Raw genomic sequence first — 24966 nt, 5'->3', positions numbered from 1 at the left:
GTTGCTACCACGGTCACTGCTCCGTGACGGTTCGCCCGGTCTGCCATGGTGCCGAAGCCGGCGGATGCATGCTCGCCTCTCCGAACCACGAGAGGGGGAATCATGCTGATGAATGTCCGGGGCGCGGTTGCGGCGGCGGTGATGACGGGGGCGCTTCTGGCGCCCGTGGCGACCGATGCGGCAGCCGCGTCCTGCGCGCGGCACACGACGGGCGTCTGCAAGGCGAACTCGCCGCATCCGCGCGGCGCTACCGCGCAGTGCAAGGACGGCTCGTACTCCTACAGTGCCCATGCCCGAGGGACGTGCTCACACCACCGGGGCGTCAAGTACCGGTAGGCGGCCGACGTAGTCGCCATCTTCCCCGACCGTGCTGCCCTGATCCGCCTGGTCGGCGCGATCCTGGCCGAGCAGAACGATGAATGGACCGAGGCCCGCCGCTACATGGGACTCGACCTGCTGGCCTGGACCCGTCTCCACCCGATCGAGTCAGAAACCGACGAGACCGCCCTGCCCACCAAACTCACCGCATAGCGTCAAAACGAGATCACCGAGTGGCCGTCAATACACCACTCCCGCGGACGTGACCGTGGAGAAGCCTCTGATTCAGGGCTGTTCAGCCCGGATCCACCGGCTTGATGCCGGTGGGTGGTTCACCCAGAAACGAAGAAGTGCCTTGCGACCTGCGATGATGGGGTTTTTCTAGGACCACATCAGGCACGATCGACAAGGCACTTCCGAGAAGCAATCTCCCCATGCCGCGGCGGCGGTCTCGTCCGCCTTCGATGATCCGAACCTGATCGCGTACCGCGGGCTGGAGCCGGTGGTGCGGCTGGCCGAGCGGTGCGGTCTGGCCGCGCTGGTCGGGGAGACGGACCCTGGTACGGCTGAAGGGGTTGGACTATCCGTTGTGTGGTTCGAACTCGGTCGCCAGTGCCTGTTGGGTGGCTGCCCACGACGCCAGGAGCGCCAAATTGTCGGCGGTCGGTGTGCCCGCGGGTGCGGTGTAGACGTTGAGGTGCAGGCCGGGTTCGGCGGGCAGTTCCATGGACTCGACGTCCAAGTCGAGCTGGCCCACGATCGGGTGGTGCATCCGCTTGCGGCCGGACCGGTGCAGCCGCACGTCCTGAGATGCCCACCGCTGCCGGAATAGTTCACTGCACGTTGACAGTTCGCCGACCAGGGCGATCAGTTCCTCGTCGTGCGGATTGCGGCCGGCTGCCATGCGCAGCTTCGCGGCCGCGTCACCGGCAACCTGGTCGTAGTCGACAAAGAGAGTTCTGGCCGCCTCGGGGTTCAGATAGACGAACCGCGCTGTGTTCGCGGGCCGTCGCGGGTCGGCCAGCACAGGTGAATACAGCGCGCGAGCGAGTTGATTCATGGCGAGCACGTCATAACGGCCGTTACCGATCCAGGCCGGCGCATCGGAGATGGCGTCGAGCACCTGCTGCAGTGTCGAGCGCACCGTCACGGCAGGCCTGCGCCGGCGTGGGCTGCGGGGCGCCCTGGATTGGCGCGCGAGGTGGAACAGGTGGTCGCGCTCGGCTTCGTCGAGTTGCAAGGCAGAGGCCAACGCGTCGAGCACGCCGTCGGAGGCACCGGCGAGGCTGCCGCGCTCCATGCGCACGTAGTAGTCGACGGATACCCCCGCCAGGAGCGCTACCTCCTCGCGGCGCAGACCCTTGACCCGGCGGTTGCCGCCGTAAGCGGGCAGGCCCGCCTGCTCGGGTGCGATGCGGGCGCGACGTGAGCTGAGAAACTCCCGGATCTCGGTGCGTAGATCCATCGCGGTTATCTCCTCACCGTAAGCCCGTCCCGCAGCCTAATGGATATTTGTTGCGGTCGTTGCGGTGCCGCCGTCCACCGGGATGATGGCGCCCGTGAGGTAGGACCCGGCCCGGCTGGCGAGAAACACGGCGGCACCCGCCATGTCGTCGTCGCGGCCGACCCGGCGCAGAGGGGCCGCCGCCGCGATCGTGTCGCCGATGGCATCGAGAGTGGCCGCCATCATCTGGGACGGGAACACTCCCGGTGCTACCGCGTTCACCGTGATGTGCTGTGGGCCCAGCTCCCTGGCAAGCACCCTGGTGAGCTGATGGAGTGCCGCTTTGCTGCTGGCGTACGAGTAGTTGGGCGACGGGGCGACGTGGATGGCGGCGATGCTGCCGATGTTGATGATCCGTGCGGGATCATCGGCGGTGCCCGCCTTACGAAGTGCCGGGAGCAGTGCCTGCACCAGCCAGAACGGCGACTTGAGGTTGAGGTCGAGCACTGCATCCCAGGCCTCGTCCGGGAACGTCTCCAGCGGCTCGCGCCACATCGCTCCCGCGTTGTTGACAAGGATGTCCAGGCGTTCCGAGTCGGCCTGGACAAGATCAGCGAGGCGCTGACACTCGTCGTGCCTGGACAGGTCGGCGGGAATTGCTCGAACGTCGCCGAATTCGGACAGTAGACGCTGTGCCTCCGCGCACGTGTCTGCGTTGCGTGAGCTGATGACGACGCGGGCGCCCGCCTGGAGAAGGCCGCGCGCTATCATCATCCCAATGCCTCTGGTGCCGCCAGTGACAAGGGCGTACTTTCCCCTCAGATCGAAAAGTTCTGTGTGAGTGGTGAACTGGTTGTCCGCCATTGGTCTCCGTCCCTTCTGTCGCAAAAGAATGCGCCGACACGGTCGCGTATTCGGGGCAGCTGAATTGAACTGATGAGGGTAAAGCTGCAGCGCGTTTCCATGGAGTGTTGTCGGCGCTTTCGACTCAACCAGGTTGACAGGCGTTTTGGACGTCCGGGAGACCCTGGTGATACAGGTACTGCCAGAACCCCCCTTGCCTGGTGCGCCGAGTCCGGATCACCCCGGCTTGATGCCCGTGGATGGTCCAACCGCGCCCTGGGTTTGGGTGGGCGGTAACAGCCCTTGTGACAGCGGTGACAGGACTGCGACAAGAAAGCCCACAACTGTCAGTGGGCCTGTCCGGTCTCACTCTGCGTGGACAGCAACGACCGGCCGTCCCGCCAAGACACCAACAGGGGGAACATCATGAAGTCGATCCGCCACAAGGCAGGCACCGCTGGCGCCCTTGCCATCCTGGCCCTGGGCGGCACGCTCGCCGCGACCGTGCCGGCCTCGGCCGCCACTGCCGGCGCCTACAACGGGGCCTGCGGGACGGGGTACGAGGTCTTCACCTCGACTCCGATCAAGTCCTCGCAGACCACTGTGGCCGCCACCACCTACGTGGCCTACAGTTCCGCAGACAAGCAGTGGTGCGCCGTCACGGTGCGCAGCAAGCCCGGTGCCCGCGTGTTCATGGAAGTCACCCTGGACACCTGGCCGACCAGCAGCGCCCCGGCGACGGACGCCGGCTCCTACACGACCTTCGCCGGCCCGGTGTACAAGGACCTCCCCAAGCCCGGCCTGTGCATGACCTGGAGCGGCTCGATCGACATCTACTACAACTCGGACCGTGGTCTGTGCCCCTGATCTAACGGCTGTCGGCGTGGTCGACCTCCGGGTCGGCCACGCCACCTGCCCCCGCTGGCGTTGTGTCTTGAGCACGCTGGCTTTCACCGGAACGGCGGGCCATCTGTCACCAGAACTGCGCGAAGCGCGGCGGCGGTCACCCGCTCCGGCGCTTGCAGTCTCTTATGGACGAGTGAGGGTCTTCGACCCGGGCTGAGTGGGAACTTCAGTTCGTTGTGATCCGTATGTTTTGTACCGGGGAGGGACCATGGCCGAAGGCCACAGCGACCAAGGCATCAACAATGCGGAATCCTCTGACAATGTCGTGGACGGGCGGACCGTAATTGAACTGGCGTACCGGCCCCAGTCTGCCGACACCCTGGTCGGCCTGCGTGTCCGTGAGCGGATCAGGCGGACCGGGCTAATACTGCGGGGCGTCCTCCTCTTCCTGTCGGTAGGAAACTGGCTGGTCTCCGCCGTCGTCCGCGGCAGTGCCGACGTGTTCTCGACGGCTGTGCTCCTGTTGATCGTCTTGCTGGTGTGGGGTTACCCGCGGCTGCAAGCCGCCCAGGTGCAGCGGCTCGTCGGATGGCAGGGCGAGTACCGTGCCGTCGTGTCTCCGGCCGGGATCACCTGCCGTACCGACCACGGCACACTGATCCAGAAGTGGTCCGTTTTCCAGGGGTACCGGGAAACGGCAGGTCACTTTGTCCTGCTCAGCCGGGATCCCAGCAGCATGTGCCTCGACGTATTGCCCAAGCGGGGCCTGTATGAGGCTGGGGACCTTGAGCGGCTACGCGCGATCCTGGACCAGTACACCCCTCGCGTGTGACAGGTGTCCGCCGTTGGGAGAAGTCGTTGCCACACCGATCATGGAGTCCGTCGATCGAACGGGAGTCTCGCTCGGGTGATCGCGGGCACTGCCCGGCAGGAGAGCAGGGCCTGGCGGTATACGGGGAAAATCCAGGGGAGCGGACGGCCGCCCGCTGCTACGGTCGGGCGCTATGAGCTGGCTCCCCGATGGCTTCGTCCATCCCGTCCTGGTACCGCTGCCGGGCAGTGGCCATCACCTGCGACCGATCCAGGAGGCGGACACCCCGCTCGACTATCCGGCTGTGATGGGTTCGCGCGAGCGGCTGTGGACCATCTTCGGCCCGGCCTGGGGCTGGCCCGCGGCCACCATGACCTACGAGGCCGACCAGGCCGACCTGTTGCGGCACGAGAAGGAGATCGCCGCACACCAGTCTTTCAACTACGCCCTGTTCGACTCGGCGGAGACAGCTCTGCTCGGCTGCGTCTACATCGACCCACCGGAGAGGGCCGACGCGGACGGCGAGATCTCCTGGTGGGTGGTGGACGAGCTGGTGGGCAGCAAGGTCGAGCAGGCCCTCGACGCACTGGTACCGCAGTGGATCGCCGCCGACTGGCCGTTCGAGCAGCCGCGCTTCCTCGGCCGCGAGATCTCCTGGTCGGACTGGCTCGCCCTGCCGGAGCACCCCGACGCGTAAGTAGCGTCCCAGCGGGCGTAGCGCGGCAGGCGCTGCATCGGCCCGGGCCGGGCATGGCCCGCACGTTCGGCCAGTTGCCAACCGTTCTTCCGATCGGCGCCGGACAGAAGCCCCATCAAGTAGGCGCGGGCCACGGCCCGGGGCTCAACCCGCCCGAACCGGCCTGCGATCCGGGCCATGACCTGGTCGAACATCGCCCGCCAACGCGCAGGGTCCACGCCGTGGCCCGCGGCCACCGCACGATCTTCAGGAGTGCACACAATCCCCGATGATCACGCGGTGGTCGTACTCGTTCCCGGCCGACCCTGACGGGGGATCATGAAGCGGGACCGCAGTGCTAGGTCAGGACCAACCAGCGCCGGCCGTCGATGAGCTCGCGTGCCGCATCGAGGTGGCCGGCGTGGCATGCGGTCTCGGTGATGACGTGCAACAGGACGTCGCGCAGGGTGTGCAGGTGTGGTTCGCCGAACAGGTCGTGAGGCCACCAGGCCAGGACGGCGTCAGCAGGGGTGGTGGCGATGATGGCGTCGGAGAGCTCTGTCTCCTGCCGGTATCCGTCGAGCACGTCGACGGCCTGCGCTTGCGGCGCTACGTTCCATGCTTCGTCGCCGCTCGTCAGGCCGCGGATGATCTCCTCGTCCCCGGCGACAACCGCACGGAACCAGAAACGCTCAACGTCGAGCGCGAGGTGCTGGACCAGCCCCAGGCAGTGCCATCCGGATGGCAGCACCGGCCGTCGCAGAACCTCGGCGTCGAGTCCGTCAAGGATGCCGAGAACGTGGCGGCGCTGCCCGGCCAAGACCCGAAGGAGCGCCCTGACCTCATTATCCGGAGCCGTTTCGCTCGTATTTTCGGTCACGGGCACTCAAGATTCCCCAACTCCCGCGGTCATGCAGGGAGTTCTCCGAAATCCGGGACACACGATCAACGGCAGGCCAACGCAAGCGTGGATGAGAGCAGCACCCGACAATATCTGCCGCTCCAAGGACGCGTCGCCGTGACGACTTGCCGCACCCTCCAGCCACGAATCACGAATCACGAAACCGTACTGGAGTACTAGGCTCGGCCGTCCTTCATCCTTGCCGCCTGGGGCGCAGGCGCCTGGCGGGCGACGGTGGCGAACACGGTGAGGCCGTTCCTCGACTCCGCCCTGGCGGGCGGGGTGGATGGCGGGTGTCCATCGCGTCGCCCGGCGGCCGCTCAGCCTTCGGCGGTGCCGTCATCTTGGGCGGCTTCGTCGGCAAGCCGGCGGAGGATGCGTTCGTGGATGGCGGCAAGGGTGTCGAGCTCGTCAGGGGCGAGCAGATCGATGAAGTACTGGCGCACATTGTCCACGTGCTGGGGTGCCGCTTCCTCGATCGCCCGGCGTCCGGCAGGCAGCAGGCGGACGAGGGTGCTGCGGGCGTCGGCCGGGTTGGCCTCGCGGGCGACCAGTCCGCGCTGCTGCATGCCCCGAACCTGATGGGAGAGACGGCTCTTCTCCCAGAGAAGCAGGTCGCACAGCTCACGCGCGGGCAAGCGCTCCTCGGGATGCTCCGACAGTACGGCCAGGATCGCGTAGTCGGCCTCACTCAGTGTGGAGTCCTGGAGGAGGCGCCGCTGCAAGCGGACATGGAGCTGGTGGTGGGCGTGCACGAAGGTCCGCCAGGCGCGGTCCTCGCGGGCGTCGAGCCACTTCGGTTCCGTTGGCATGCGCCCACTCTAGCTAGAGGTTGAGTACTCAATCATGAGTTATTGTTGAGTCCTCAACCGCTTTAGCGGAGAGGGCCGCGCCCAGCCGACGGCTTGGTCGGCGGCCCGGCCCTGGTACTGGTCGGCTGCACCGCAGTACGTCCCCTGACGCGCAGGCACCATCGCCGCGGTCATCGCCCGGAGGGCGGCCGATCGTGCGAGCGCACAGCAGTGAAGGAGCACGCCGATGAAGATCGGGATGATCGGTGCGGGAACGCTGTCCCGCGCCATCGCCGGTCACGTCGTGAAAGCCGGACATGACGTGATTTTCAGCAACAGCCGCGGCCCCGAGACGCTGGGTGACGTCGTGGCCGCCTTTGGTCCTCGCGCCTCGGCCGGCAGTGTGGCCGAGGCCGGTGCCGCGGACATCATCGTCCTCGCGGTCCCCTGGTCAAAGGTCCGCGAGGCGGTGCGCCACCTGCCGGCCAGGGAGGGGCGGATCGTCATCGACGCAACGAACCAGTGGATCAAGCTCACCCCCTCGTTTGTCGCAGAGCACCTCGACATCGGTGGAAGTGAACTGGTTGCCTCGCTGATCCCCGGGGCGCATGTCATCAAGGCCTTCGACAACATGTACGGCCGCTTCGTCGCAGCGGACCCCGTCACCGAAGCCGGCCGCCGGATCCTCTTCTACGCCGGCGACGACCAGGACGCCAAGAGCGTCTTCCGCTCCGTTGTCGAGGGCTTCGGATTCGCTCCCGTCGACCTCGGCCCGCTGGTGATGGGGCGCCTCATGCAAGTGGACGGAGGGCCGCTGACCGGTCTGCACGCCATCCGAGAGGGATGACCATCCCGTACCGCCGACATTACGGCCCTCAGCCGCCCCCCGGCGGGACCACACCCAGGCAACAGGAGTTCGCTCAGCGGCCGTTCGTCGCCGGCAGAACCAACCGAACGCCGCGCTCAGCGCCGTGGTGTCGACGGTCAGCCAATTCCCCACCCGGAACGTCACGTAATGGGCCAGGGGGACGGTGACCGTGCGTCGGGATCCCAGGGTGCCAGAGGTTCCCGGGCCGCCCGATAGCCAGACCTTCGTTCAGACTGTCCAGGGTGGCCGAGAGGCCAGCGCGTAGCGCCGCCGAAGGCGCCCTTGACCGACCGGACCAGCCGCACACTCAGCCGTCAGGCGGCCCGCCATGGCCCCAGCCCAGGTGGGGAATTACGGGCTCTGGCGCTGATCTTGTGACGCTGTCGGTGTCAGTGGTGGCTGTGATCATGGCTCGCGTGTTCTTCGCGGAGTTTCGGGGCGTTGTTCCCTCATCTGGCCGGTGTCGTGGTGGAGTTGGTCGAGCAGGCTGCGGCCGGGGTGGTCACGATGCATGCGCGGGCCCGCTCGGCGGGTGCGGACTGTCCGCACTGCGGTAGTGCGTCAGACCGGGTACACGGCCGGTATATGCGACGGCTTGCGGATGCCGCGGTCGGCGGCGTCAGAGTGGTGATCGAGCTGCTGGTGCGGCGCTTCAAGTGCCCGAACCTGGCCTGCCAGGCGGTGACGTTCGCCGAGCAGATCGCGGGGCTAACGAGCCCGCATGCCCGCTACACGCCACTGGTTCGTGAGCAGTTGACCTCGATCGCTCTCGCGCTGGCCGGCCGGGCGGGAGCCCGTCTGGCAGGGGTGCTGGGCCTGCGCGTCGCCAAGGACACCCTGTTACGCCTGGTCCGCGCCACGCCGGAAGAACCCGTCGGACAGATCCGCGTGCTCGGGGTCGACGATTTCGCGCTACGCAAGGGGGACTCGTACGCCACGATCCTGGTGGATCTGGAGACACGGCGCCCGGTGGACGTGCTGCCCGGCCGTGACGCCGAACCGCTCGCGGCATGGCTGAAGGGCCATCCGGAAGTGGAGATCATCTGCCGGGACCGGGCCGGGGCTTACGCCGAGGGCGCCCGCACCGGCGCCCCGCAAGCGGTGCAGGTCGCCGACGCCTGGCATTTGTGGCACAACCTCGGCGCGGCCGTCGAAAAGACCGTCTCCGCCCACCACGCCTGCGTCCGGACCACGTTCGAGAACACCGTCCCGGCCACCCCGCCGGCCGGCGACGACATATGGCTGACGCCGCCGGCTGCCGCGCTGCTCGACGTCTGCGGACGGGAACGCCGACTGGTGACCCGGACCAGGGAACGCCACACAGCCGTGCGACAGCTCCTGGACGACGGCAGCACGCTGGAGGACATCTGCCGGACACTGCAGCTGGACCGGTCCACCGTGCGCCGCTTCGCCCGCGCCACCAGTATCGACGAGCTGTTGGTCAAAGCGACGAACCGCTCCACCATCCTGGACGAGTACAAGCCCTACCTGCACCAGCGGTGGATCGAGGGCTGTCACAGCAGTGCCCAACTCCACCAGGAGATCGTGGCCCTTGGTTTCGCCGGAAGCCCTCCAGACCGTCCGCCGCTACCTCCGCCCGTTCAAGACCGCCACCGTTGGGCCACCCGCGCGCCGCTCGGCTCCACAGCCCCGCCGCATCGTCCGCTGGATCATGGCCGACCCCGGAGACCTGACCGCCGATGATGCCGCCGACCTCAAGGAGATCCGGACCGGCTGTCGCGAACTCGACGCCGTCACCCACCACGTCCGCTACTTCGCCGCCATGATGCGTGACCTGCGGGGCGATCAACTGCCCGCCTGGATGGAGCGCGCCCTCGCCGATGACCTGCCCGCCCTGCACTCCCTGATCATCGGGCTGAGCCGCGACATCGACGCCGTCACCGCCGGGCTCTCCACCCCCTGGAGCTCCGGCCAGGTCGAAGGGCAGGTTACAAGGACGAAACTCCTCAAAAGACAAGGGTATGGACGAGCCAACCTCGACTTCCTACGCAAACGCGTACTCCTCACGCCCTGACCCGCAGGGGCCCGGCAAAGTCATGAAGTAGGCCGTGACAGGTGTCATAACTGCCGTTGTGAGAAGCCCGCTCAGGGCGCCTGCCGCGCCGAAGACCAGGACGCCAGTCTCAGCCGCGGTCGTGGAGGGTCACCTGGTAGCCGTCGGGGTCCGCGAACGTGAAAGTGCGGCCGAACGGCCCGTCGACGGGCGCTGAGACGATCGTCGTGCCAGCGGCGGCGAGGGCGTCGTGGATGTCCTGCGCGTCGGGGGCGTGCAGCCACAGGGCCATTCCCTGGCCCGGCTGCGTGATCGCGTCCAGGTTGACGCCCGCGACGACGTCGCGGACGGCGAACGCGATCGGCTTGGTGTCGAACACGACAGCGTGCGGCGGTCCTGCGTCAGAGCGCTTCAGCCCCAGGTACTGCTCGTAAAAAACGGCAGAGCGCTCCAGGTCGCGCACCTGCAGTGAAATGAAGTCGGGTCCGGTAACGGTCACGATTCTTACCTCCTCAAGACATGTCAGTCTTCTGACATGCCGGAACGTATGTCAGACTACTGACATGAGTCAAGGCGAGCCCGGAATCGAGCTGGACACATCACTGGGGTACATGCTGAAGGCGGCCGCGAGCGCCCTGCACTCAGCCCTGGAGGCCGTGCTGAGGCCGTTGGGCATGACGATCACCCACTACTCCTGCCTGGAGCTGCTTGCCCAGCGACCGGGTCTGTCCAACTCCGAGCTTGCCCGCGGCACCTTCGTCACCCGGCAGTCGATGAACGTGCTTCTGCAGGCCCTCGAACGCCAGGGACTCGTCGTCCGCCCGGCACAGGCACCCGTCGGCAGGGTCCTGCCCACCGAGCTGACCGCCCGCGGGCGTCACCAGCTCAAGGTGGCCAGCGCCGCGGTTCGCCGCGTCGAGCAAGACATGCTGGCCAATCTGGATGCCAGCGAACAAGACCAGATGCGGCGCCTGCTCACTGCGTGCATCGCCTCACTGATTGAACCGCCCGCATCGGCGACGTAACCGCTCCGGAATTACGACTTTGCCGTGCCCCTGCCCTGATCCGACGCCGTCACAAGATCATCGCCAGAGCCATTGCAGGCTCTGGCGATGATCACGTGATGGGTCAGGGTGTCAGGAGTATTCGGAGTCTGAGGAGGTCGAAGTTGGCCCTCCCGTAGCACTGGCGTTTGAGGGGCTTCCAGGCTCAGCCGTCGGTGACCGCGGCCTGGTCGGAGCGGGGGCAGGTGGTCGCCGCGGGCCGAGGCGGCAGCCGTGTGGGCGCGGGGCTGGGACCCGACCGGCTCGCCGTCGGTCTCGCGCCCGTGGGGGAAGTCAGGGGTGGGTGTGAAGAGGATTATGGGGGTCGGAACATCAGGGTGAGGGGGAGGCCATGAGGTGGCTGGGATCGGTGCGGTGTCCGGTGGGAACGGCCGAGGAGGCGTGGGTCGAGGACAACATGGCCTGGCTGGCTGACCAGTTCGAGCCGGAGGTGCGGGCGGAGCGGATGATGGAGCCGACGGCCGAGTTCTTCCCCGGGGCCTACGCCGGGTCGGACGAGGACATCCGGCGTACCGTGCAGCGGGTGTGCAAGCGGATGCGGGTGGACTACGGACGGCTGCTGGTAGAGGTGGAGCCGTACGACGACACCGAGCGGCAGACCTGGTTGAAGATGGGCCTGCAGTACCGCAGCGGCGGAGCCGTCGGGCACTACCGGCGCGAGGGCGGACGTCCGGTGGTGGCGATCAGTCAGCACCTGACCCGGCAGCCGATGGCGCTGGTGGCGACCATCGCGCACGAGCTGGGGCACGTGCTGCTGCTGGACGAGGGGCGGATCACCACCGCCCAGCGGCCCGACCACGAGCAGCTGACGGACCTGCTGACGGTCCACTTCGGGCTGGGGATCTTCAGTGCCAACGCGTCGTTCGACTTCACGCGGGACAGCAGCGGGTGGTCGCGGTCCCAGCTGGGTTACCTGAGCGAGGAGATCTACGGGTACGCGCTGGCGGTCTACGCCGCCGCGCGCGGCGAACAGCAGCCGCCGGAGTGGGCGCGGCACCTGGATACGAACCCCCGCGTCTACATGAAGCAGGGGTTGCGGTACCTGTCCCGGAAAACGCGACAGGTACGGAGTTGATGTCAGTGTTCACGGAATTCCGGGCTCTGGTGATGATCACGTGAAGTTGGCTGTTCAGCGCGCCCTGGCGCGATCGGCTCCGTGGAGCCCGAGAGGATGACCTGCGCGCCTATCTTCGAGTATTGACCTGTTGTTGCCCCATCTGAGAGCTGTCAGTGTCGACCGGGTCGAGTCCGATGGGTTGTCGGTGACGCTCTTTGTGCGGTCGTCCGCGCAGGTCGCGGGATGTTCGGGGTGCGGGGCGCAGTCGTCCCGCGTTCACGCGCGCTACCAGCGGATGCTGGCGGATGCGCCGTCGGCGGGGCGCAGGACGAGGGTAGTGGTGACGGTGCGCCGCTTCAAGTGCGACAATCCTGCGTGCGCGCTGTCAACGTTCAGCGAGCAAGTCCCGCACCTGACAACGCCGTTCGCGCGGCGGACCCCGGTGCTGACCGAGGCCCTGGTAGCCATTGCGCTCGCGCTGGCCGGCCGGGCCGGCGCACGACTGGCCACGACGCTGGGCATGCCGTGCGGCCGCGACCTGCTCATCAAGATGATCCGCGCGCTGCCAGCACCCGAGGTCCCGGCGGTGAAGGTACTGGGGGTCGACGACTTCGCGATTCGCCGCCGTCACACCTACAACACCATCCTGATCGATATGGCCACGCACCGGCCGATCGACGTCCTGCCGGATCGAGAGGCCGCCACGCTGGCTGCCTGGCTGGTCGAGCACCCGGGCGTCGAGGTCGTATGCCGTGATCGCGGAGGTGCGTATGCCGAGGGTGCCCGCACCGGCGCGCCGGACGCCATCCAGGTGGCAGACCGCTTTCAGTGCGCCATGAGGCGCCTTGTCGTATCCCCGACTCAGTCGGGATGAATTCGGAAGGAGATTCTTGGGTCTGATGGCTTACCCGATCCGGAAACGGTGACGGGACCAGAGCATGCCAGAAAATCGACGGTCACTCTCAGGCAGTAGAGGCGACGCGTCGAGGGACCCGCGTGACACGGTGAAAGCTGCATTGCCTGAACCCCAATTCTCAGGAGATTGAAGGTCGAATCCGTCGGGAAGCTGCCCGTTACCGACGCCGCACCCTGCGACGAAATGATGGAAGGGTCGACGCAACTTCCGGAGTGCGGAGCGATGCCCAGCGAGGGCATTCAAGGGAATGAGTGGGGCACCTACATCACGCTAGAACGTACGACAAGGACGAACATGGGATCACCTAAGGGAAGAGATCTTCCTATGGTGACGGAGGCCCCGTAGTAGTCGCCGGAGTCACGACCGGCCAAGGAGGACGGGAAAGCCGTCCGCATCGGGCGAAGGGGGCCAGGTGATCGGACACCACAGACTCGGGAGGTATGCGAAATGCAGAGCGCCGAAACGGTGCTGGGTGTCCTCCGTGAACGCGGCAGGCGTGGCCTGCCGTGCAATGAAATATATCGACAGCTCTTCAATCCGCAGTTGTATCTGCTGGCCTACGGGCGTCTGTACTCCAACAAGGGAGCAATGACACCCGGGGTCAACGGGGAGACCGTGGACGGCATGTCGCTGGGCAAGATCGAACACGTCATCGACGCGCTGCGCCACGAGCGCTACCGGTGGAGCCCAGCCAGAAGGGTCTACATCCCAAAGGGACAGGGCAGCACCAAGCTGCGACCGCTCGGCCTGCCTCCCTGGAGTGACAAACTCGTCGGCGAGGTGATCCGCCTGCTACTTGAGGCGTATTACGAGCCGACGTTTTCCAACTCCTCACACGGTTTCCGTCCCCGCCGGGGCTGCCACACCGCATTACGTGATGTGGCCAATACCTGGACGGGCACAGTCTGGTTTGTCGAGGGCGACATCGCCCAGTGCTTCGACCGCCTTGACCATTCGGTCACGCTCCGAATCCTGGGTGAAAGAATCCAAGACAACCGATTCCTGCGGCTGATGCGTAACATGCTCAAAGCCGGATACATGGAGGACTGGATCTGGAACGCCACGCACAGCGGAAGTCCGCAAGGCGGGGTTGTTTCACCGATCTTGTCGAATATCTATCTGCATAAGATGGATGAGTACGTCGAGAAAGTTCTGATCCCGGAATGCACCCGGGGAAGAGTCAGGCAGCCGAACCGCACCTTTCATCGGGTGTGGGCGGCCGTAGGACGCGCACGCAAGCGCGGCGACCACACCAAGGTGCGGGAGCTGCGCAAGCAACTCCGCAGTGTGCCCAGCATGGATACTCAGGATCCTGGCTACCGGCGGCTGCGGTATGTGCGCTATTGCGATGACACCCTGCTCGGGTTCGCCGGACCGAAAGCAGAGGCCGAGGAAATCAAAGAGCGACTGGCGCAATTCCTGCGTGACGAACTCAAGTTGGAACTGTCGCCGGAAAAGACCCTCATCACGCACGCCCGCACCCAGGCGGCGAGGTTCCTCGGCTACGAGATCACCGTGCACCACAACGACCGCAAGATCACCGGCGGACGGCGTTCCGTCAATGGGGTCATCAGATTGCGTGTCCCTCGTTCGGTGGTATCTGCCAAGCAAGCCCAGTACATGGAGCGCGGCAAACCCGCGCGTCGGCCCGAACTGCTGAACCAGGACGACCACGTCATCCTCAGCACCTTCGGGTCGGAGTACCGCGGCATCGTCCAGTACTACCTGCTGGCCGGCGACGTCTTTCGACTCGCCCGGCTGCAATGGGTCATGGAGACCTCGATGCTGATGACGCTCGCCAACAAGCACCGCTCGTCGGTGTCGAAGATGGCCCGCATGTACGCGGCCACCATCGAGACACCGCACGGGCCGCGCAAGTGCTTCGAGGCCCGCGTCGAACGCACCGGCAGGAAGCCACTGGTCGGACGGTTCGGCGGGATCCCGCTGCGACGGGACAAGAAGACGGTCATCAATGATCGTCGGCTGGCCCCGGTCAACACCAAACGCAAGGAGCTGGTCACCCGGCTCCTCGCCGGACGGTGCGAGTCCTGCGGGCGGATCGACGAGGTGGAAGTCCACCACGTCGCCAAACTCGCTGACCTCGGACGATCAGGAACCCGGCCACCGTGGGCAGATCTCATGGCCGCACGACACCGCAAAACCCTTGTGGTCTGCGGAAGTTGTCACGCGGACATCCACGGCAAGAAGCCCGTCCCGGCACTCACGGAGTAGTCACTGGAAAGCGACGTGCGGTGAAAGTCGCATGCGTCGTTTGGGCTGGGGGCCGTTGGAAAAGGACCTGCTCAGCAGGCACCTCGCCGACGGCCCACCAGTACTTTATGGCAGAACCTGTGCGAAGCGGTCGGGAAGACCGTGAACTACCACTACCACTGCCTCCGCGTCCAGGCCGAGCGGGCCACACCGGAGCCGACCCCGGAACCCGTGCCGGCGGCGGTCCTCGCGCCGGAGCCCGCGCTGCCACCGCGCCCGGAGCGGCGACTGGCTATCCGCACCCGCGAGCGCTTCGAGGCGGTGCAGAGCCGCTTGGCGGCTGGCATGTCACGGGCGGCAGTAGGCCGTGAGCTGAACCTGGACCAGCAGACCGTCCGCCGGTTCGCCGACGCCACCACGCTGGCGGAACTGCTGGTGAAGTGCGAGAACCGCGTGACGAAGCTCGACAGCTACCGCGAGCAGGTCCACGCGTTGTGGAACGCCGGCGTCACCGATGCCGCGGTGATCACCGAGCGGATCAGGCCGCTGGGGTTCACCGGCAGCGTGCAGATCGTGCGCCGCTACCTGCGCGCATTCCGAATACCCGGAACCAGTCGCAGCCGTCCCGATCCGGTCCGAAGGCGGGCGGCCCCGTCAGGTCCGATGATTCCCAAGCCCCGGAAGATCAGCCGCTGGATCCTCAGCCACCCCGACCACCTGGATCACGACGAGACCCAGGCGATCAAAGACCTCCTCACACGGTGCGAGCATCTGCACCGCCTGGACGGCCACGCGCGCTCCTTCGCCGCCATCATGACCGGCAGACGCGGCACCGAAATCACCGACTGGATCGAGCGCGTCGAGGCTGACGACCTGCCCGCACTCCACACCTTCGCCACCGGACTACGGCGCGACCTGGCCGCAGTCACCAACGGCCTGAGCCTGGAACACAACTCCGGCGCCGTGGAGGGAGCAGTCACACGAGCCAAGGCCCTCAAACGCCAGTGCTACGGGAGGGCCAACTTCGACCTCCTCAGACTCCGGATACTCCTGACACCCTGACCCATCACGTGATCATCGCCAGAGCCGAATTGCATGACCGCTGACACGTGGACACTCCGAGCCGGTCGGCAGGTGATCGGACTGCGCCTCGGACCCTCGATCTCCACGGCCACCACACGACCGTGACCGGCACCGGTATTACCGCGTTCGCACTGGTCTTCGGCGTACCGGGCAGCCTGCGAGTACCGAGAAGGCGGCTTCGTGGCGACGATGTGTCATGCATGCCGCGCCTCCGTCCGGAGTGGCGTTCGGGAAGATCAGGCGGCGCTAAGTGGCACCGTAGGGCGATTTGAGCTGGGACCACTTGGACGGTGGAAGCGGGGACGTGGTGACGGGCGAGGGCGTCCTCAGGTGACCTCGCCGAGATCCTCATGGAGCCGTGCCGCGGCTTCGACGCTCGACGGCCGGCTCGCGACAAGCCGGGCCAGGTGTGCTTCAAGAGCCTCGAGTTGCTCGGGCCCCATATGCGCCGCCCAGCGTTCGCGCACCTCGTCGAAGAGCGAGGCGCCGAGCGTCATCATGTCGTGGCCGCGGTCGGTGACCTGGAGCCGTTTGAGGCGGCCGTCGCTCGGGTCGGGCTCCCGTTCGACGTATCCGAGCCTCTCCAGTGCGGCGATCGTCCTGGCGGCGCCCTGTTTAGAGACCGAGAGTCGACGGCCGAGCGCCGAGGCCGTGTCCGCTCCCTCGTCGATGGCGCGCAGGGCGAACTCATGCGATGCACGTACGCCCGGGTGTCCGCGGTGCGCCAGTTCGTCGTGCACGTCGTCGACCATCGACTGGAAGCCGCCGAGAAGCAGCAGCGCGAGTTCGGCGCCCGGTGAACGTGCCATGCGGCGAAGCATACGAGAAGCGAGGGTCGACAACCATGTTGTCGACCCGTAGATTGACAACCATGTTGTCGATCGAATCCAGGAGAACGATGCACCCCATTACCGGCGGCGCCACCATCCCGGGAGTCGAACACCACCAGGTCAGCCTGAACGGGACCGAACTGCACTACATATCGGCCGGAACCGTCGGCTCTCCCGTCATGCTGATCCACGGCTTCCCCGAGACCTGGTGGGTCTTCCGCAAACTGATCCCCCTACTCAGCGAGCACCACCGCGTATTCGTCCCCGACCTTCGCGGCTTCGGCGACTCCGCCACCGCGACCACAGCGCACGACAGTGTGACCGCGGCCCAGGACCTGAGCGAACTGATCACGCGGCTCGACGCGGGCCCCGTCCACCTCACAGGCCAGGACATCAGCGGTCCCACCACGTTCCGCGTCACCGCCACACGCCCCGACCTCGTGCGAAGCTATGCAGCGATCGAGACCGGGCTGCCCGGGTTCGGTGCCGAAAGGCTCGCGGACGTCGCCCACGGCGGTGCCTGGCACATCGGTGTGCTCGCCGCCCCGGGCATCCCCGACATGCTGCTCGCCGGACGAGAACGGGCATTCCTCGCGCAGTACGCGATCCCGTCGCTCTGCGTGGACCCTGACGCGTTCACCGACGACGACATCGACGAACTCGTCCGCTCCTACGCACGACCCGACGCGTTCAACGGCGCGGCCGGACTGTATCGATCGATGCTCCGCGAAGGCGACGAAATCCGCCAACTGGCATCCCGGAAACTCACCACGCCCGTACTCGCCGTCGGCGGCAGATCGGGAGAGTTCACCCCGGCGACCCTGCGCCAGGTCGCCGAGGACGTCAGCGCCCTCTCCCTCGACGGGATCGGCCACTACGCGGCGATGGAAGCCCCCAACAGGCTCGCAGACGGCCTCCTGTCCTTCTACGAGAAACTCGACAACCTGGAGTAACGCGGGCCGGACCACGATCACAGCCACCCTGGCACCGCAAGACCCGAGGTGGGGCCGCTGAACGCCGCACTAAGGGCCCGTAAAGAATCAACACGTTGCTGCGGTCTCTCTCGTGAGGGTCACGCCGTGTGCGGTGGCGTGGACGAGGAGTCCTGCCACGGTGTTGAGGTGTGCTGCTGGGGGCCGGGGTGTGTGTGCGTGCTGGTCCATCAACCGCCGGATCTCGCTGGTGGTGTGGCGGATGGTGTCCTTGCTGACGGCGAAGAGGTGGGCCAGCACGGTAGGCGGCAGGGCGAGGTTTTGTTGCAACACGGTGACCAGGACCCGGTCGGCCAGGTCGAGTTTGGCTTTGCGGCCGCCGCCCGGAGCCCGGCGTCGCTCGCCGCCGTCGCGTCGGGCGGCGGGGTCCTGTTTCTGCAGCGTCCGCCAGTCGATGGTCAGGGTCTCGGTCAGCTCGGTCAGTGCGGTGCAGGTCATACCGGTCAGCGCGGGATGTGACAGAGCTCCGCGGTCGAAGACCGCCGTCGGCCCGGGCGTTGGTCCGGTGGGGCCTGCCGGGCTGGCGGGGTGGGGGTGCACGGTGTAGTTCCAGCTGCCCTGAAAGGCATGTCCGGTGACCGGCACTGCGTTCAGCTCCGCATCGCTGACCTTCATACCGGTGGGATAGGCGCCGGTGTCGAGTTCGGCGTGGACGGTGAGACCGGTGCGGGTGGTGGTCGCGGCGATGGACTGCACGACGACCTCGTGGCTGTTCAGCGGTCTGCCGCGCCAGTTCATGGTGATCGCGGAGAACAGCCGGTGTTCCACCTTGTTCCACTTTGATGTGCCCGGCGGCATGTGGCAGACCGTGATGGTCAGGCCGGTCCGGGCGGCGAACGCAGCCAACTCGGTCTTGAAGGCCCGGGTGCGGTAGCCGTTGGAGCCGCCGGCATCGGCAGTGATCAGCAGCCGGCCGGCCTGCGGGTAGTCGAGGCGTCCTTGCCCGTTCCACCAACGGTTGATCGATTCGACGGCGAAGGCTGCGGTGTCGTGATCCGTACCGACGTTCACCCAGCCGGTGTTCGCCGCCAGGTCGTAGATGCCGTAGGGCAGGGCCTTGCCCAATGCATCACCGGGGAAGTCATGGACGTCAACCCGCACGGGTTCACCGGCCGGCCTCCATTGGCGTCCTGTATTCTTGAACTCCCCGACGACTTCCTTCTTTTTCGTGTCCACACTGACCACCGGCTCGCCGTCTGCCTGATGGTCTTTGGCCTGGTCGTTGATGTACCGGAACTGCGCGTCCCGGTCGGGGTGTTGAGCGCCCTCAAGGGTCTTGGCATTGGCCTGCAGACTGAAACCGTTCTCCCGCAGCAGCCTGCCCACGGTCGGCGCCGAGGCGGCATGGCCCTGCCCTGTCAGCTCCCCGGCCAGAGACCGCAGCGACCTGGTCGTCCACCGCAGCGGCGACATCGGATCGCCCCGCTCATCCGGCTCGACCAGCGCCAGCAGAGCTGGAACGAGTAGCGGGTCAAGCTCCTCGGCGCTCTTGCGACCGCCGCCGGCCCGGCGCACCCGGCCATCGGGCAATGGGTCCTCACCGCCCTCCAGCTCGAAGACCCCCTTGCGCACCGTCGTCTCGCTCACCCCTGCGGCGTGGGCGACGGCCCGGACCCCGCCGTGGCCCAGCAGCCGGGCCTCGGCGGCCAGCGCCAACCGCTGCTGCCGTTCATTCAGATGAGGTAACAACACCCCAAGTTTCAGGGCAAGTTGGTCACGAACCTCGTTCGGTATGGGCATACCACACCAACGACAGGCAGACCGGGAAGCAACGTGTTGATTCTTTACGGGCCCTAAGGGCTTGCAGATCATTAACACGTCGTCTTGATCTTGTTGTGGGGCTCGCCGGTTTGGGCGAGGACTCGTGCCTGGAGGGCGGCGAGGGCGGCGGATGGCGTCGTCGCGGGTGGGATGGCGATGCCGTGTGCTTTGAGCAGTTTCCTGTTCTTCAGGAGGGTGCGGTGCATCGCGGTCCGGATGCTGCCGAAGAGCACGGCGAGAGGTTCCGCGGCCAGGGCGACCCGCAGATGGAGCACGGTGGCCAGGACCTGTTCGGGGAAGGCAAGCCGGGGCGCTCCGCGACTCCGCAGCCATTAACAACCGCCGCTGCCGCTCGCCCAGATGTGGGAGCAACACCGCGAATTTCACGGCGAGTTGGTCACGGATCTCATCCGGGATGCGCATACCATGCCAACGAGCTTCAGGACAGGAAGCAACACCTTGATTCCCTACAAGCCCTTAGCCTGGCCCTATGACGGATGCGGGCGATTTCCGGGTCGGTGACGTGCTGTCGGTTTCCTGCCCCTTCACGCCGGCCAGAGTCGAGCAGGCTGTTCGGTGGGATCACGTGTCGGTGCGATGGCCGTGGTGGGACATCGACGCGGACAGCGATTTCGTGCACTGGAACGGGATTGTCGCCCTGGGCGTGAACAGCGGCGGGCGCGCCGCGCCTGAGGTGGAGGTGGAGTTGTTCCGAACCGATCCGCCACCCGGGCATCTGACGGTGTGGGACCTCTGCCAGGTCGGAGTACCACCGACGGTGGTACACGTGACGGCTGTCGATCACCACGACCCGCCGCTGGAGACGGGCTGGCTGCCGCGCCCCCACCGCACCGTGTCCGTGCTGCGCCGCGGCCTGTCCTACCGTGATTACCCAGACGGGAGCCATCTCGACGGCACGGGCTACGCCCTCCACCCCGGCAACGGAATCCCCTACGCCTTCGAGCTGCTGATGCGCCCCTACGCGGCCCTCTCACCCGGCGATGAGGTCGCCGACGCAGCAGGGCGAGCCTGGCAGTTCAAGGGGCCCTGGGACTGGACCGCCTTCGACGGAGCGCCGAGCGGAGCGGGCCCCGAGTGGCCGCTCGCCCTGTTGACCCACGCGGGGATGCTGTGCTCCGAGGGAGATGCGGAGGCAGTGGCCGCAAGCACGGCGATCGGTTCCCACCAGGAGACCGTACGCCGGTGGATGTCGCTCACCGACGCCTCGCCCACGCCCTGACTGGACGACACGCCCATCCCGCAAGCCGGAGCCCGCTGACCTGCGGTGACAACAAGCCTGCATATGTGACAGCTACCGAGCTTCGGCTCACCAGGTCAGGCGATCGCCTCACCCTCGTCCAAGGCCCGCAGCCTTGCCTGACGCGACGTCAGAACACTGCGGTTACAGGTCTGTTGAGAATTCACTCATACTGTGGTGATCAACACGGCGAACGTCAGCGCCCCTTATCCAACGGAGAATCACCACGATGCGTCTGCTCCACGCCGCCTCGGCACTCGCCGCCACGTCCGCGCTCGCCCTGGCGCTCACCGCCTGCGGAAACGGCAGTGGCGACGACGCCTCGGGCGACCAGCCGTCCGCACCGGCGTCCTCGGCCACCGCGGCCGACGGCGCCACGGCCAAGGCCGAGAACGCGGGTGCCACCGAGGCCGCGGGCAGCGGCACCGGTGGAAGTGGCAGCAGCACCGGCGGCGGTACGGGCACCAGCAGCGGTGACGGTACCGGTGCGGGCCGTTGCCACACCGCCGGTCTGGGCTTCTCGTTCGGCTCAGGCGACGGCAAGGTCAGCAGCTCGGACGACCAGCAACACCTGGCCGTGGTGCTGAAGAACAAGACGTCCGCCGCGTGCACTGTCCAGGGCTTCCCCGGGGTCGACCTGAAGTCCTCCGGGGGAAGCTGGTCACTGACCCGCAGCGGTGCCACGCCCAAGCAGGTCACCCTGGCCGCCGGCGGCAGCACGACGTTCACCATCAGCTTCCTGCCGTGGACCCAGGGCAGCGGCACCGAGTTCAAGGCCACCTCCGTCGTCGTCACCCCGCCGAACGAGACCACCTCGGCCACCCTGACATGGCCCGGCGGCAGCGTCCTGCTCCAGGACGGCGCCACGCATCCCGGCACCTACAGCGGACCCGTCGGCAGCTGAAGGCCGGACTGAGACGTACGCACGGCCGCGCCTCCAACAGGCATGCAGCAACGCGGCCGTGACCGTACCTCCAACCCGCAGCCGTCACGGGCGGCGGCCAGCATGACCACGTGAGAAAGCCGGGTTTCACGACCGGTCTTCGCCCGGGTCGACGGTGATGACGATCTTGCCGAACTGACTGCTTGTCTCCGGTGGCGCGGCCCCGGCCACACCGACTCCAGCGCCTTCGCCACCGTCCGTCAGCCCACCCCGTACCTTGAGAGCCCGGCGGTAGGCGTCACTTGAGTCTTCTGGTGGTGGGTAGGTGTCCCAGCGGTAGCGCGGCGGACACGCGTGCGGAGCGTGACGAGTACGCATGGCCGCGCCCGGCTGATCCGTAGAGCCTCGAACGTCGGCTGAAGCCTGGCCGGGCGGGCGGCTGCTGAAGGGTCAGGCGGCGGGAACCGCCTGCGGATAGAGCACGCTCGGGTCGGCGGACAGGGCCGCCTTGAGCTGGATGCTGTTGTTGTCGGCGAGGATCTCCATTTTCCCGGCCTCGATACCGTCGAGGGCGGCGCGCACGACATCGGCGGGGTCGTTCTTCTCCACGTCCCACCCGGCCATCATGTCGGTGTCGGTGCTGGCCAGGTGCAGGCCCGTCACCGCGGTTCCCTGGCCCGCGAGTTCGAGGCGGATGCCGTTGGTGAGGCTCCATGCCGCCGCCTTCGACGCGCTGTAGGCGTTGGCCCCGTCGTAGGCGAGCCAGGACATCGCCGACAGGACGTTGAGGATGGCCCCGCCGCCGTTGGCGGCCAGGACGGGGGTGAACGCCCGGACCACGTTGAGGGTGCCGAAGTAGTTGGTGTCCATCTCCAGCCGGATCTTCTCGGGGTCCCCGGTGACGAGGTTCTGCTGGGTGAAGACGCCGGCATTGTTGACCAAGAGGGTGACGTCCGAGGCCGCGCCCGCCGCGGCGGCGACCGAAGCCGGATCGGTGATGTCGAGCCGCAGTACTTCCGCACCGGGGAGGTCGACGAGGCGGGGGGTGCGCGCGGTCGCGTAGACCTTGGTGGCGCCCCGGTGCAGGAGCTGTTGGGCGAAGTGCCTGCCGATGCCGCGGTTGGCGCCGGTGACGAGGGCGACGGAACCGGTGATCTTCATGGGGAGTCTCCTGGCAGTGGTGAGGTGATTCCTGTCCGGGCTGTTCGCGGGCTACGCTAAAACCTGACGTTGACGTCAGAGGCAAGAAATGTGATCCAGGTCATGGAGGGGGCGTTGATGCGCATCGGTGAGCTGGCCTCAAGGGTGGGCGTGAGCGTGCGGGCACTGCGCTACTACGAAGAGCAGGACCTGCTGGCCTCGGTGCGCAGCCCCAGCGGCCAGCGGCAGTACCCGGACAGCGCGGTCGACCGCGTCCAGCTGATTCAGCAGCTGTACTCCGCAGGGCTGTCGAGCAGGGCGATCCTGGAACTGCTGCCGTGTGTCGAGACCGGTGACGTGACCCCCGAGCTGCTCGACCGGCTGTCGGCCGAGCGGGGCCGCATCGATGCGCAGGTCAGTACCCTGGTGAAAACCCGGGACCGGCTCGACGCCATCATCACCACGGCTGCCACAGCCAGGAGCGCGGGCCGGCCCTGCCCTCGTTGAGCAGCGTGCCTTCCCCAGGCGTGCGGCAGTGCTTGTCCGCCCGACGCAGACGGACGCCCGTGTGGCTGCCGGTGCAGGTGGATCGTCAGGTCGAGGGTGGGGAACATCCACGTGGTGGGGTCCTGCTGCACGGCGATGCCGTTGGCGGTGTCGACGAGCGCGATGTACGAGGCGAGGGTGGTGCTCGGCTCGCCCGCGACCAGGTCGACGAGCGAGGAGACCCAGGCCGCGGTGCGGCCCTTGTGGGGCGGAGGTGTGCGGCGGACGTCGATGGACAGACCCCGCAAGCCCTGGCATGGTCTCTCCGACGCCGAAGGGGCAATGAGTTGATCATGAGATCCTGAGCGCCTCGGCCCGTCACGCTCTGCTCACGAACGCGGTGATCTTCCACAACGTCCTGGACATCGAGGAGGTCGTCCGGCAGCTGCTGGAAGAGGGCTGGACGATCGAACCGGAGGACCTGGCCCACATCTCGCCGTACCTGACCGAGCACATCAACCGGTTCGGCCAGTACTCCACCCACGAGCTCGGCATCCAGCCCGACGCGTACGACCCGACGCTGGACGTCGACTTCACCCCTCTGCGCGGCGACGAGCCAGCGACCGAGGGGTTTTCGCAGGCCGCGTGAGCCCGTGTCCCGAGTCGGCGGCCGTCAGATCACCGCTCCACCTGGTCGGGCGTGACCTTCACGTCTCCGTGGGCTCCTGATCGTTGTGTTCTTGCTCCTGCGCCCAGGTGATCGCCCATTCGTCGAGCGGACCGAGGGCGTGCCTGAGTGCTGTCCCCACCCGAGTGAGCTCGTAGCCATCGGCCGAGGCGGAGATGATCCCGCTCGATGCGAGTTCACGGAGCCGCTGGTAGAGGACGCTGGACGACAGCCCTTCGCACCGTGCCAGCAGCGCGCGGGCGCCGAGCGGACCCCCACGCAGTTCCCAGAGAATTCGCAGCGCCCACCGACGGCCGAACAGGTCCATCGCGGCCATGAGGGGACGGCCGGTCGTCGATCCACGAACCGGTGTTCCTGGGCGCGGTGTCGACATACCTCTCCTAGTTCTTGCGTTTCGTTATTCGAAACACTAGCATCCACTTGGCGTTTCTGATTTCGAAACGAACTCGACGGGAGATTCGAAACGAACTCGACGGGAGAGCCGATGTCGCGGATAGCCCTGCTGGACCCGCCGTACACCGACCGGGCCGGCGCGCTGCTCGCGCGCATGATGCCCGGGGAGGCCCCACCGATCGGGCTGTTCCGGATGTTCGCCAGGAACATCCCCATGGCCGACGCCATGCACGGGTGGGGTCGCTACGAGTTGGGCAGACAGCTGACCCTGACCATGCGGGAACGCGAGATCGCCATCGAACGGACATGCGCGCTGTGCGGCTGCGAGTACGAGTGGGGCGTGCACATGATGACGTTCGCCGAACGGGTCGGACTCACCCGCGAGCAGGCGGCATCCCTGGTGCACGGCGGCCCCGCTGACGAGTGCTGGACGTCCGAGCGGGAACGGCTGCTCATCCTCGCCGTCGACGCGCTGCACGAGCGTTCCGACATCGATGACGCGCTGTGGACACGGCTCGTGTCGGTCCTCGATGAGCTCCAGCTGCTCGATCTGCTTCTGCTGTGCGGGTGGTACCACGCCGTCAGCTTCGCCGCGCGCGCCACGCGCGTGCCGCACGAGCCCGGCGCGCCTCGCTTCGCCGACTTCCTCCCCATCACGACCGGGACCAACCGATGAGGCCCTGTTCTCCCGA

Annotated in this window: 27 protein-coding genes and 4 pseudogenes; 19 read left to right on the top strand and 12 right to left on the bottom strand. The window is 67.0% G+C overall.

Translation table 11 applies throughout. The annotated features are described in order from the left end of the window. The first annotated feature begins 45 nt into the window (after positions 1-45). Positions 46-336: a DUF3761 domain-containing protein gene (locus OG496_RS01490; protein ID WP_405969196.1), complete on the top strand. Its 291-nt coding sequence runs from the start codon at positions 46-48 to the stop codon at positions 334-336. A 6-nt stretch (positions 337-342) separates the two neighbouring features. Next, positions 343-531, top strand: a pseudogene (locus OG496_RS01485) (transposase); the annotation flags it as partial. Between the two features lie 367 nt (positions 532-898). Here the strand turns inward: OG496_RS01485 and OG496_RS01480 are convergent. Both OG496_RS01480 and OG496_RS01475 read right to left on the bottom strand, forming a co-directional pair. Then, on the bottom strand, positions 899-1783 hold the full coding sequence (locus tag OG496_RS01480; protein WP_405969195.1) for a helix-turn-helix transcriptional regulator: 885 nt from the start codon (positions 1781-1783) through the stop codon (positions 899-901). Between the two features lie 36 nt (positions 1784-1819). Further along, positions 1820-2626 carry an SDR family oxidoreductase gene (locus OG496_RS01475; RefSeq protein WP_405969194.1) on the bottom strand — a complete coding sequence of 269 codons (807 nt, stop codon included), beginning with the start codon at positions 2624-2626 and terminating at the stop codon, positions 1820-1822. A 405-nt stretch (positions 2627-3031) separates the two neighbouring features. On the opposite strand from OG496_RS01475, the gene OG496_RS01470 reads away from it, so the two are divergent. The 3 genes from OG496_RS01470 to OG496_RS01460 all read left to right on the top strand — a co-directional run bounded on the left by OG496_RS01470 (position 3032) and on the right by OG496_RS01460 (position 4959). Beyond that, positions 3032-3472, top strand: coding sequence for a hypothetical protein (locus tag OG496_RS01470; protein ID WP_405969193.1), 441 nt, complete (start codon positions 3032-3034; stop codon positions 3470-3472). A gap of 247 nt (positions 3473-3719) precedes the next feature. After that, complete coding sequence (locus OG496_RS01465) at positions 3720-4283, top strand: YcxB family protein (RefSeq protein WP_405969192.1); 564 nt, start codon at positions 3720-3722, stop codon at positions 4281-4283. Positions 4284-4455: 172 nt separating this feature from the next. Then, on the top strand, positions 4456-4959 hold the full coding sequence (locus tag OG496_RS01460; protein ID WP_405969191.1) for an N-acetyltransferase: 504 nt from the start codon (positions 4456-4458) through the stop codon (positions 4957-4959). A gap of 5 nt (positions 4960-4964) precedes the next feature. Here the strand turns inward: OG496_RS01460 and OG496_RS01455 are convergent. From OG496_RS01455 to OG496_RS01445, 3 genes and pseudogenes are all read right to left on the bottom strand, one after another. Beyond that, positions 4965-5153: pseudogene (locus OG496_RS01455) on the bottom strand (IS701 family transposase); the annotation flags it as partial. A gap of 143 nt (positions 5154-5296) precedes the next feature. Then, the gene (locus OG496_RS01450; protein ID WP_405969190.1) at positions 5297-5824 is read right to left on the bottom strand and encodes a DinB family protein; all 528 of its coding nucleotides are present in this window, start codon (positions 5822-5824) and stop codon (positions 5297-5299) included. A gap of 335 nt (positions 5825-6159) precedes the next feature. Beyond that, positions 6160-6651 carry a MarR family winged helix-turn-helix transcriptional regulator gene (locus tag OG496_RS01445; protein ID WP_405969189.1) on the bottom strand — a complete coding sequence of 164 codons (492 nt, stop codon included), beginning with the start codon at positions 6649-6651 and terminating at the stop codon, positions 6160-6162. A gap of 226 nt (positions 6652-6877) precedes the next feature. Here OG496_RS01445 and OG496_RS01440 point away from each other — a divergent pair, with 226 nt between their 5' ends. The 3 genes from OG496_RS01440 to OG496_RS01430 all read left to right on the top strand — a co-directional run bounded on the left by OG496_RS01440 (position 6878) and on the right by OG496_RS01430 (position 9533). Beyond that, positions 6878-7477, top strand: coding sequence for an NADPH-dependent F420 reductase (locus tag OG496_RS01440; protein WP_405969188.1), 600 nt, complete (start codon positions 6878-6880; stop codon positions 7475-7477). Between the two features lie 528 nt (positions 7478-8005). Further along, positions 8006-9202, top strand: a complete 1197-nt coding sequence (locus OG496_RS01435; protein ID WP_405976539.1) for an ISL3 family transposase — start codon at positions 8006-8008, stop codon at positions 9200-9202. After that, complete coding sequence (locus OG496_RS01430; RefSeq protein ID WP_405969187.1) at positions 9171-9533, top strand: transposase; 363 nt, start codon at positions 9171-9173, stop codon at positions 9531-9533. Before OG496_RS01435 ends, OG496_RS01430 begins: the two co-directional genes overlap by 32 nt. A gap of 109 nt (positions 9534-9642) precedes the next feature. Here the strand turns inward: OG496_RS01430 and OG496_RS01425 are convergent, their stop codons facing one another. Continuing rightward, positions 9643-10011, bottom strand: coding sequence for a VOC family protein (locus OG496_RS01425; RefSeq protein WP_365222484.1), 369 nt, complete (start codon positions 10009-10011; stop codon positions 9643-9645). Between the two features lie 64 nt (positions 10012-10075). Between OG496_RS01425 and OG496_RS01420 the strand changes: the two genes are divergently transcribed. The 5 genes from OG496_RS01420 (at position 10076) to OG496_RS01400 (ending at position 15822) form a co-directional block, all read left to right on the top strand. After that, positions 10076-10537 carry a MarR family winged helix-turn-helix transcriptional regulator gene (locus tag OG496_RS01420; RefSeq protein WP_405969186.1) on the top strand — a complete coding sequence of 154 codons (462 nt, stop codon included), beginning with the start codon at positions 10076-10078 and terminating at the stop codon, positions 10535-10537. Positions 10538-10907: 370 nt separating this feature from the next. Continuing rightward, the gene (locus OG496_RS01415; RefSeq protein WP_405969185.1) at positions 10908-11651 is read left to right on the top strand and encodes a hypothetical protein; all 744 of its coding nucleotides are present in this window, start codon (positions 10908-10910) and stop codon (positions 11649-11651) included. Positions 11652-11838: 187 nt separating this feature from the next. After that, a complete protein-coding gene (locus OG496_RS01410) occupies positions 11839-12507 on the top strand; it encodes an ISL3 family transposase (protein WP_405969184.1) in 669 nt (222 codons plus the stop codon). Between the two features lie 489 nt (positions 12508-12996). Next, positions 12997-14781, top strand: a complete 1785-nt coding sequence (locus OG496_RS01405) for a reverse transcriptase domain-containing protein (protein WP_405969183.1) — start codon at positions 12997-12999, stop codon at positions 14779-14781. Between the two features lie 141 nt (positions 14782-14922). Then, on the top strand, positions 14923-15822 hold the full coding sequence (locus OG496_RS01400) for a transposase (protein ID WP_405969182.1): 900 nt from the start codon (positions 14923-14925) through the stop codon (positions 15820-15822). Between the two features lie 347 nt (positions 15823-16169). Here OG496_RS01400 and OG496_RS01395 read toward each other — a convergent pair whose 3' ends face one another. Beyond that, the gene (locus tag OG496_RS01395; RefSeq protein WP_405969181.1) at positions 16170-16652 is read right to left on the bottom strand and encodes a MarR family winged helix-turn-helix transcriptional regulator; all 483 of its coding nucleotides are present in this window, start codon (positions 16650-16652) and stop codon (positions 16170-16172) included. A gap of 89 nt (positions 16653-16741) precedes the next feature. Between OG496_RS01395 and OG496_RS01390 the strand changes: the two genes are divergently transcribed. Then, positions 16742-17626: an alpha/beta fold hydrolase gene (locus OG496_RS01390; RefSeq protein WP_405969180.1), complete on the top strand. Its 885-nt coding sequence runs from the start codon at positions 16742-16744 to the stop codon at positions 17624-17626. Between the two features lie 87 nt (positions 17627-17713). Here the strand turns inward: OG496_RS01390 and OG496_RS01385 are convergent, their stop codons facing one another. Both OG496_RS01385 and OG496_RS01380 read right to left on the bottom strand, forming a co-directional pair. Continuing rightward, positions 17714-19405, bottom strand: coding sequence for an ISAzo13 family transposase (locus tag OG496_RS01385; RefSeq protein ID WP_405970580.1), 1692 nt, complete (start codon positions 19403-19405; stop codon positions 17714-17716). 71 nt (positions 19406-19476) lie between these two features. Then, a pseudogene (locus tag OG496_RS01380) lies at positions 19477-19743 on the bottom strand (ISAzo13 family transposase); the annotation flags it as partial. Between the two features lie 470 nt (positions 19744-20213). Between OG496_RS01380 and OG496_RS01375 the strand changes: the two are divergent. Beyond that, positions 20214-20666, top strand: a complete 453-nt coding sequence (locus OG496_RS01375) for a hypothetical protein (protein ID WP_405969179.1) — start codon at positions 20214-20216, stop codon at positions 20664-20666. Positions 20667-20913: 247 nt separating this feature from the next. Further along, complete coding sequence (locus OG496_RS01370) at positions 20914-21588, top strand: DUF4232 domain-containing protein (protein WP_405969178.1); 675 nt, start codon at positions 20914-20916, stop codon at positions 21586-21588. A 429-nt stretch (positions 21589-22017) separates the two neighbouring features. Here OG496_RS01370 and OG496_RS01365 read toward each other — a convergent pair whose 3' ends face one another. Beyond that, the gene (locus OG496_RS01365; protein WP_405969177.1) at positions 22018-22728 is read right to left on the bottom strand and encodes an SDR family oxidoreductase; all 711 of its coding nucleotides are present in this window, start codon (positions 22726-22728) and stop codon (positions 22018-22020) included. A gap of 117 nt (positions 22729-22845) precedes the next feature. Between OG496_RS01365 and OG496_RS01360 the strand changes: the two genes are divergently transcribed. Next, positions 22846-23214 carry a MerR family transcriptional regulator gene (locus tag OG496_RS01360; protein ID WP_405976538.1) on the top strand — a complete coding sequence of 123 codons (369 nt, stop codon included), beginning with the start codon at positions 22846-22848 and terminating at the stop codon, positions 23212-23214. Between the two features lie 56 nt (positions 23215-23270). On the opposite strand, the pseudogene OG496_RS01355 reads toward OG496_RS01360, so the two are convergent. Next, positions 23271-23489, bottom strand: a pseudogene (locus OG496_RS01355) (thioesterase family protein); the annotation flags it as partial. Between the two features lie 62 nt (positions 23490-23551). On the opposite strand from OG496_RS01355, the gene OG496_RS01350 reads away from it, so the two are divergent. Further along, on the top strand, positions 23552-23842 hold the full coding sequence (locus tag OG496_RS01350) for a Tn3 family transposase (protein WP_405976537.1): 291 nt from the start codon (positions 23552-23554) through the stop codon (positions 23840-23842). 58 nt (positions 23843-23900) lie between these two features. Here the strand turns inward: OG496_RS01350 and OG496_RS01345 are convergent, their stop codons facing one another. Further along, positions 23901-24197: a winged helix-turn-helix transcriptional regulator gene (locus tag OG496_RS01345; RefSeq protein ID WP_405969176.1), complete on the bottom strand. Its 297-nt coding sequence runs from the start codon at positions 24195-24197 to the stop codon at positions 23901-23903. 168 nt (positions 24198-24365) lie between these two features. Between OG496_RS01345 and OG496_RS01340 the strand changes: the two genes are divergently transcribed. Next, positions 24366-24950, top strand: coding sequence for a carboxymuconolactone decarboxylase family protein (locus tag OG496_RS01340; RefSeq protein WP_405969175.1), 585 nt, complete (start codon positions 24366-24368; stop codon positions 24948-24950). Positions 24951-24966 lie beyond the last annotated feature (16 nt).

The organism is Streptomyces sp. NBC_00988 (genome assembly GCF_045162645.1).
In the GTDB taxonomy this organism is placed as follows: domain Bacteria; phylum Actinomycetota; class Actinomycetes; order Streptomycetales; family Streptomycetaceae; genus Streptomyces.
The sequence above is the reverse complement of the archived record's forward strand: the minus strand, read 5'-3'. Positions and strand labels throughout refer to the sequence as shown.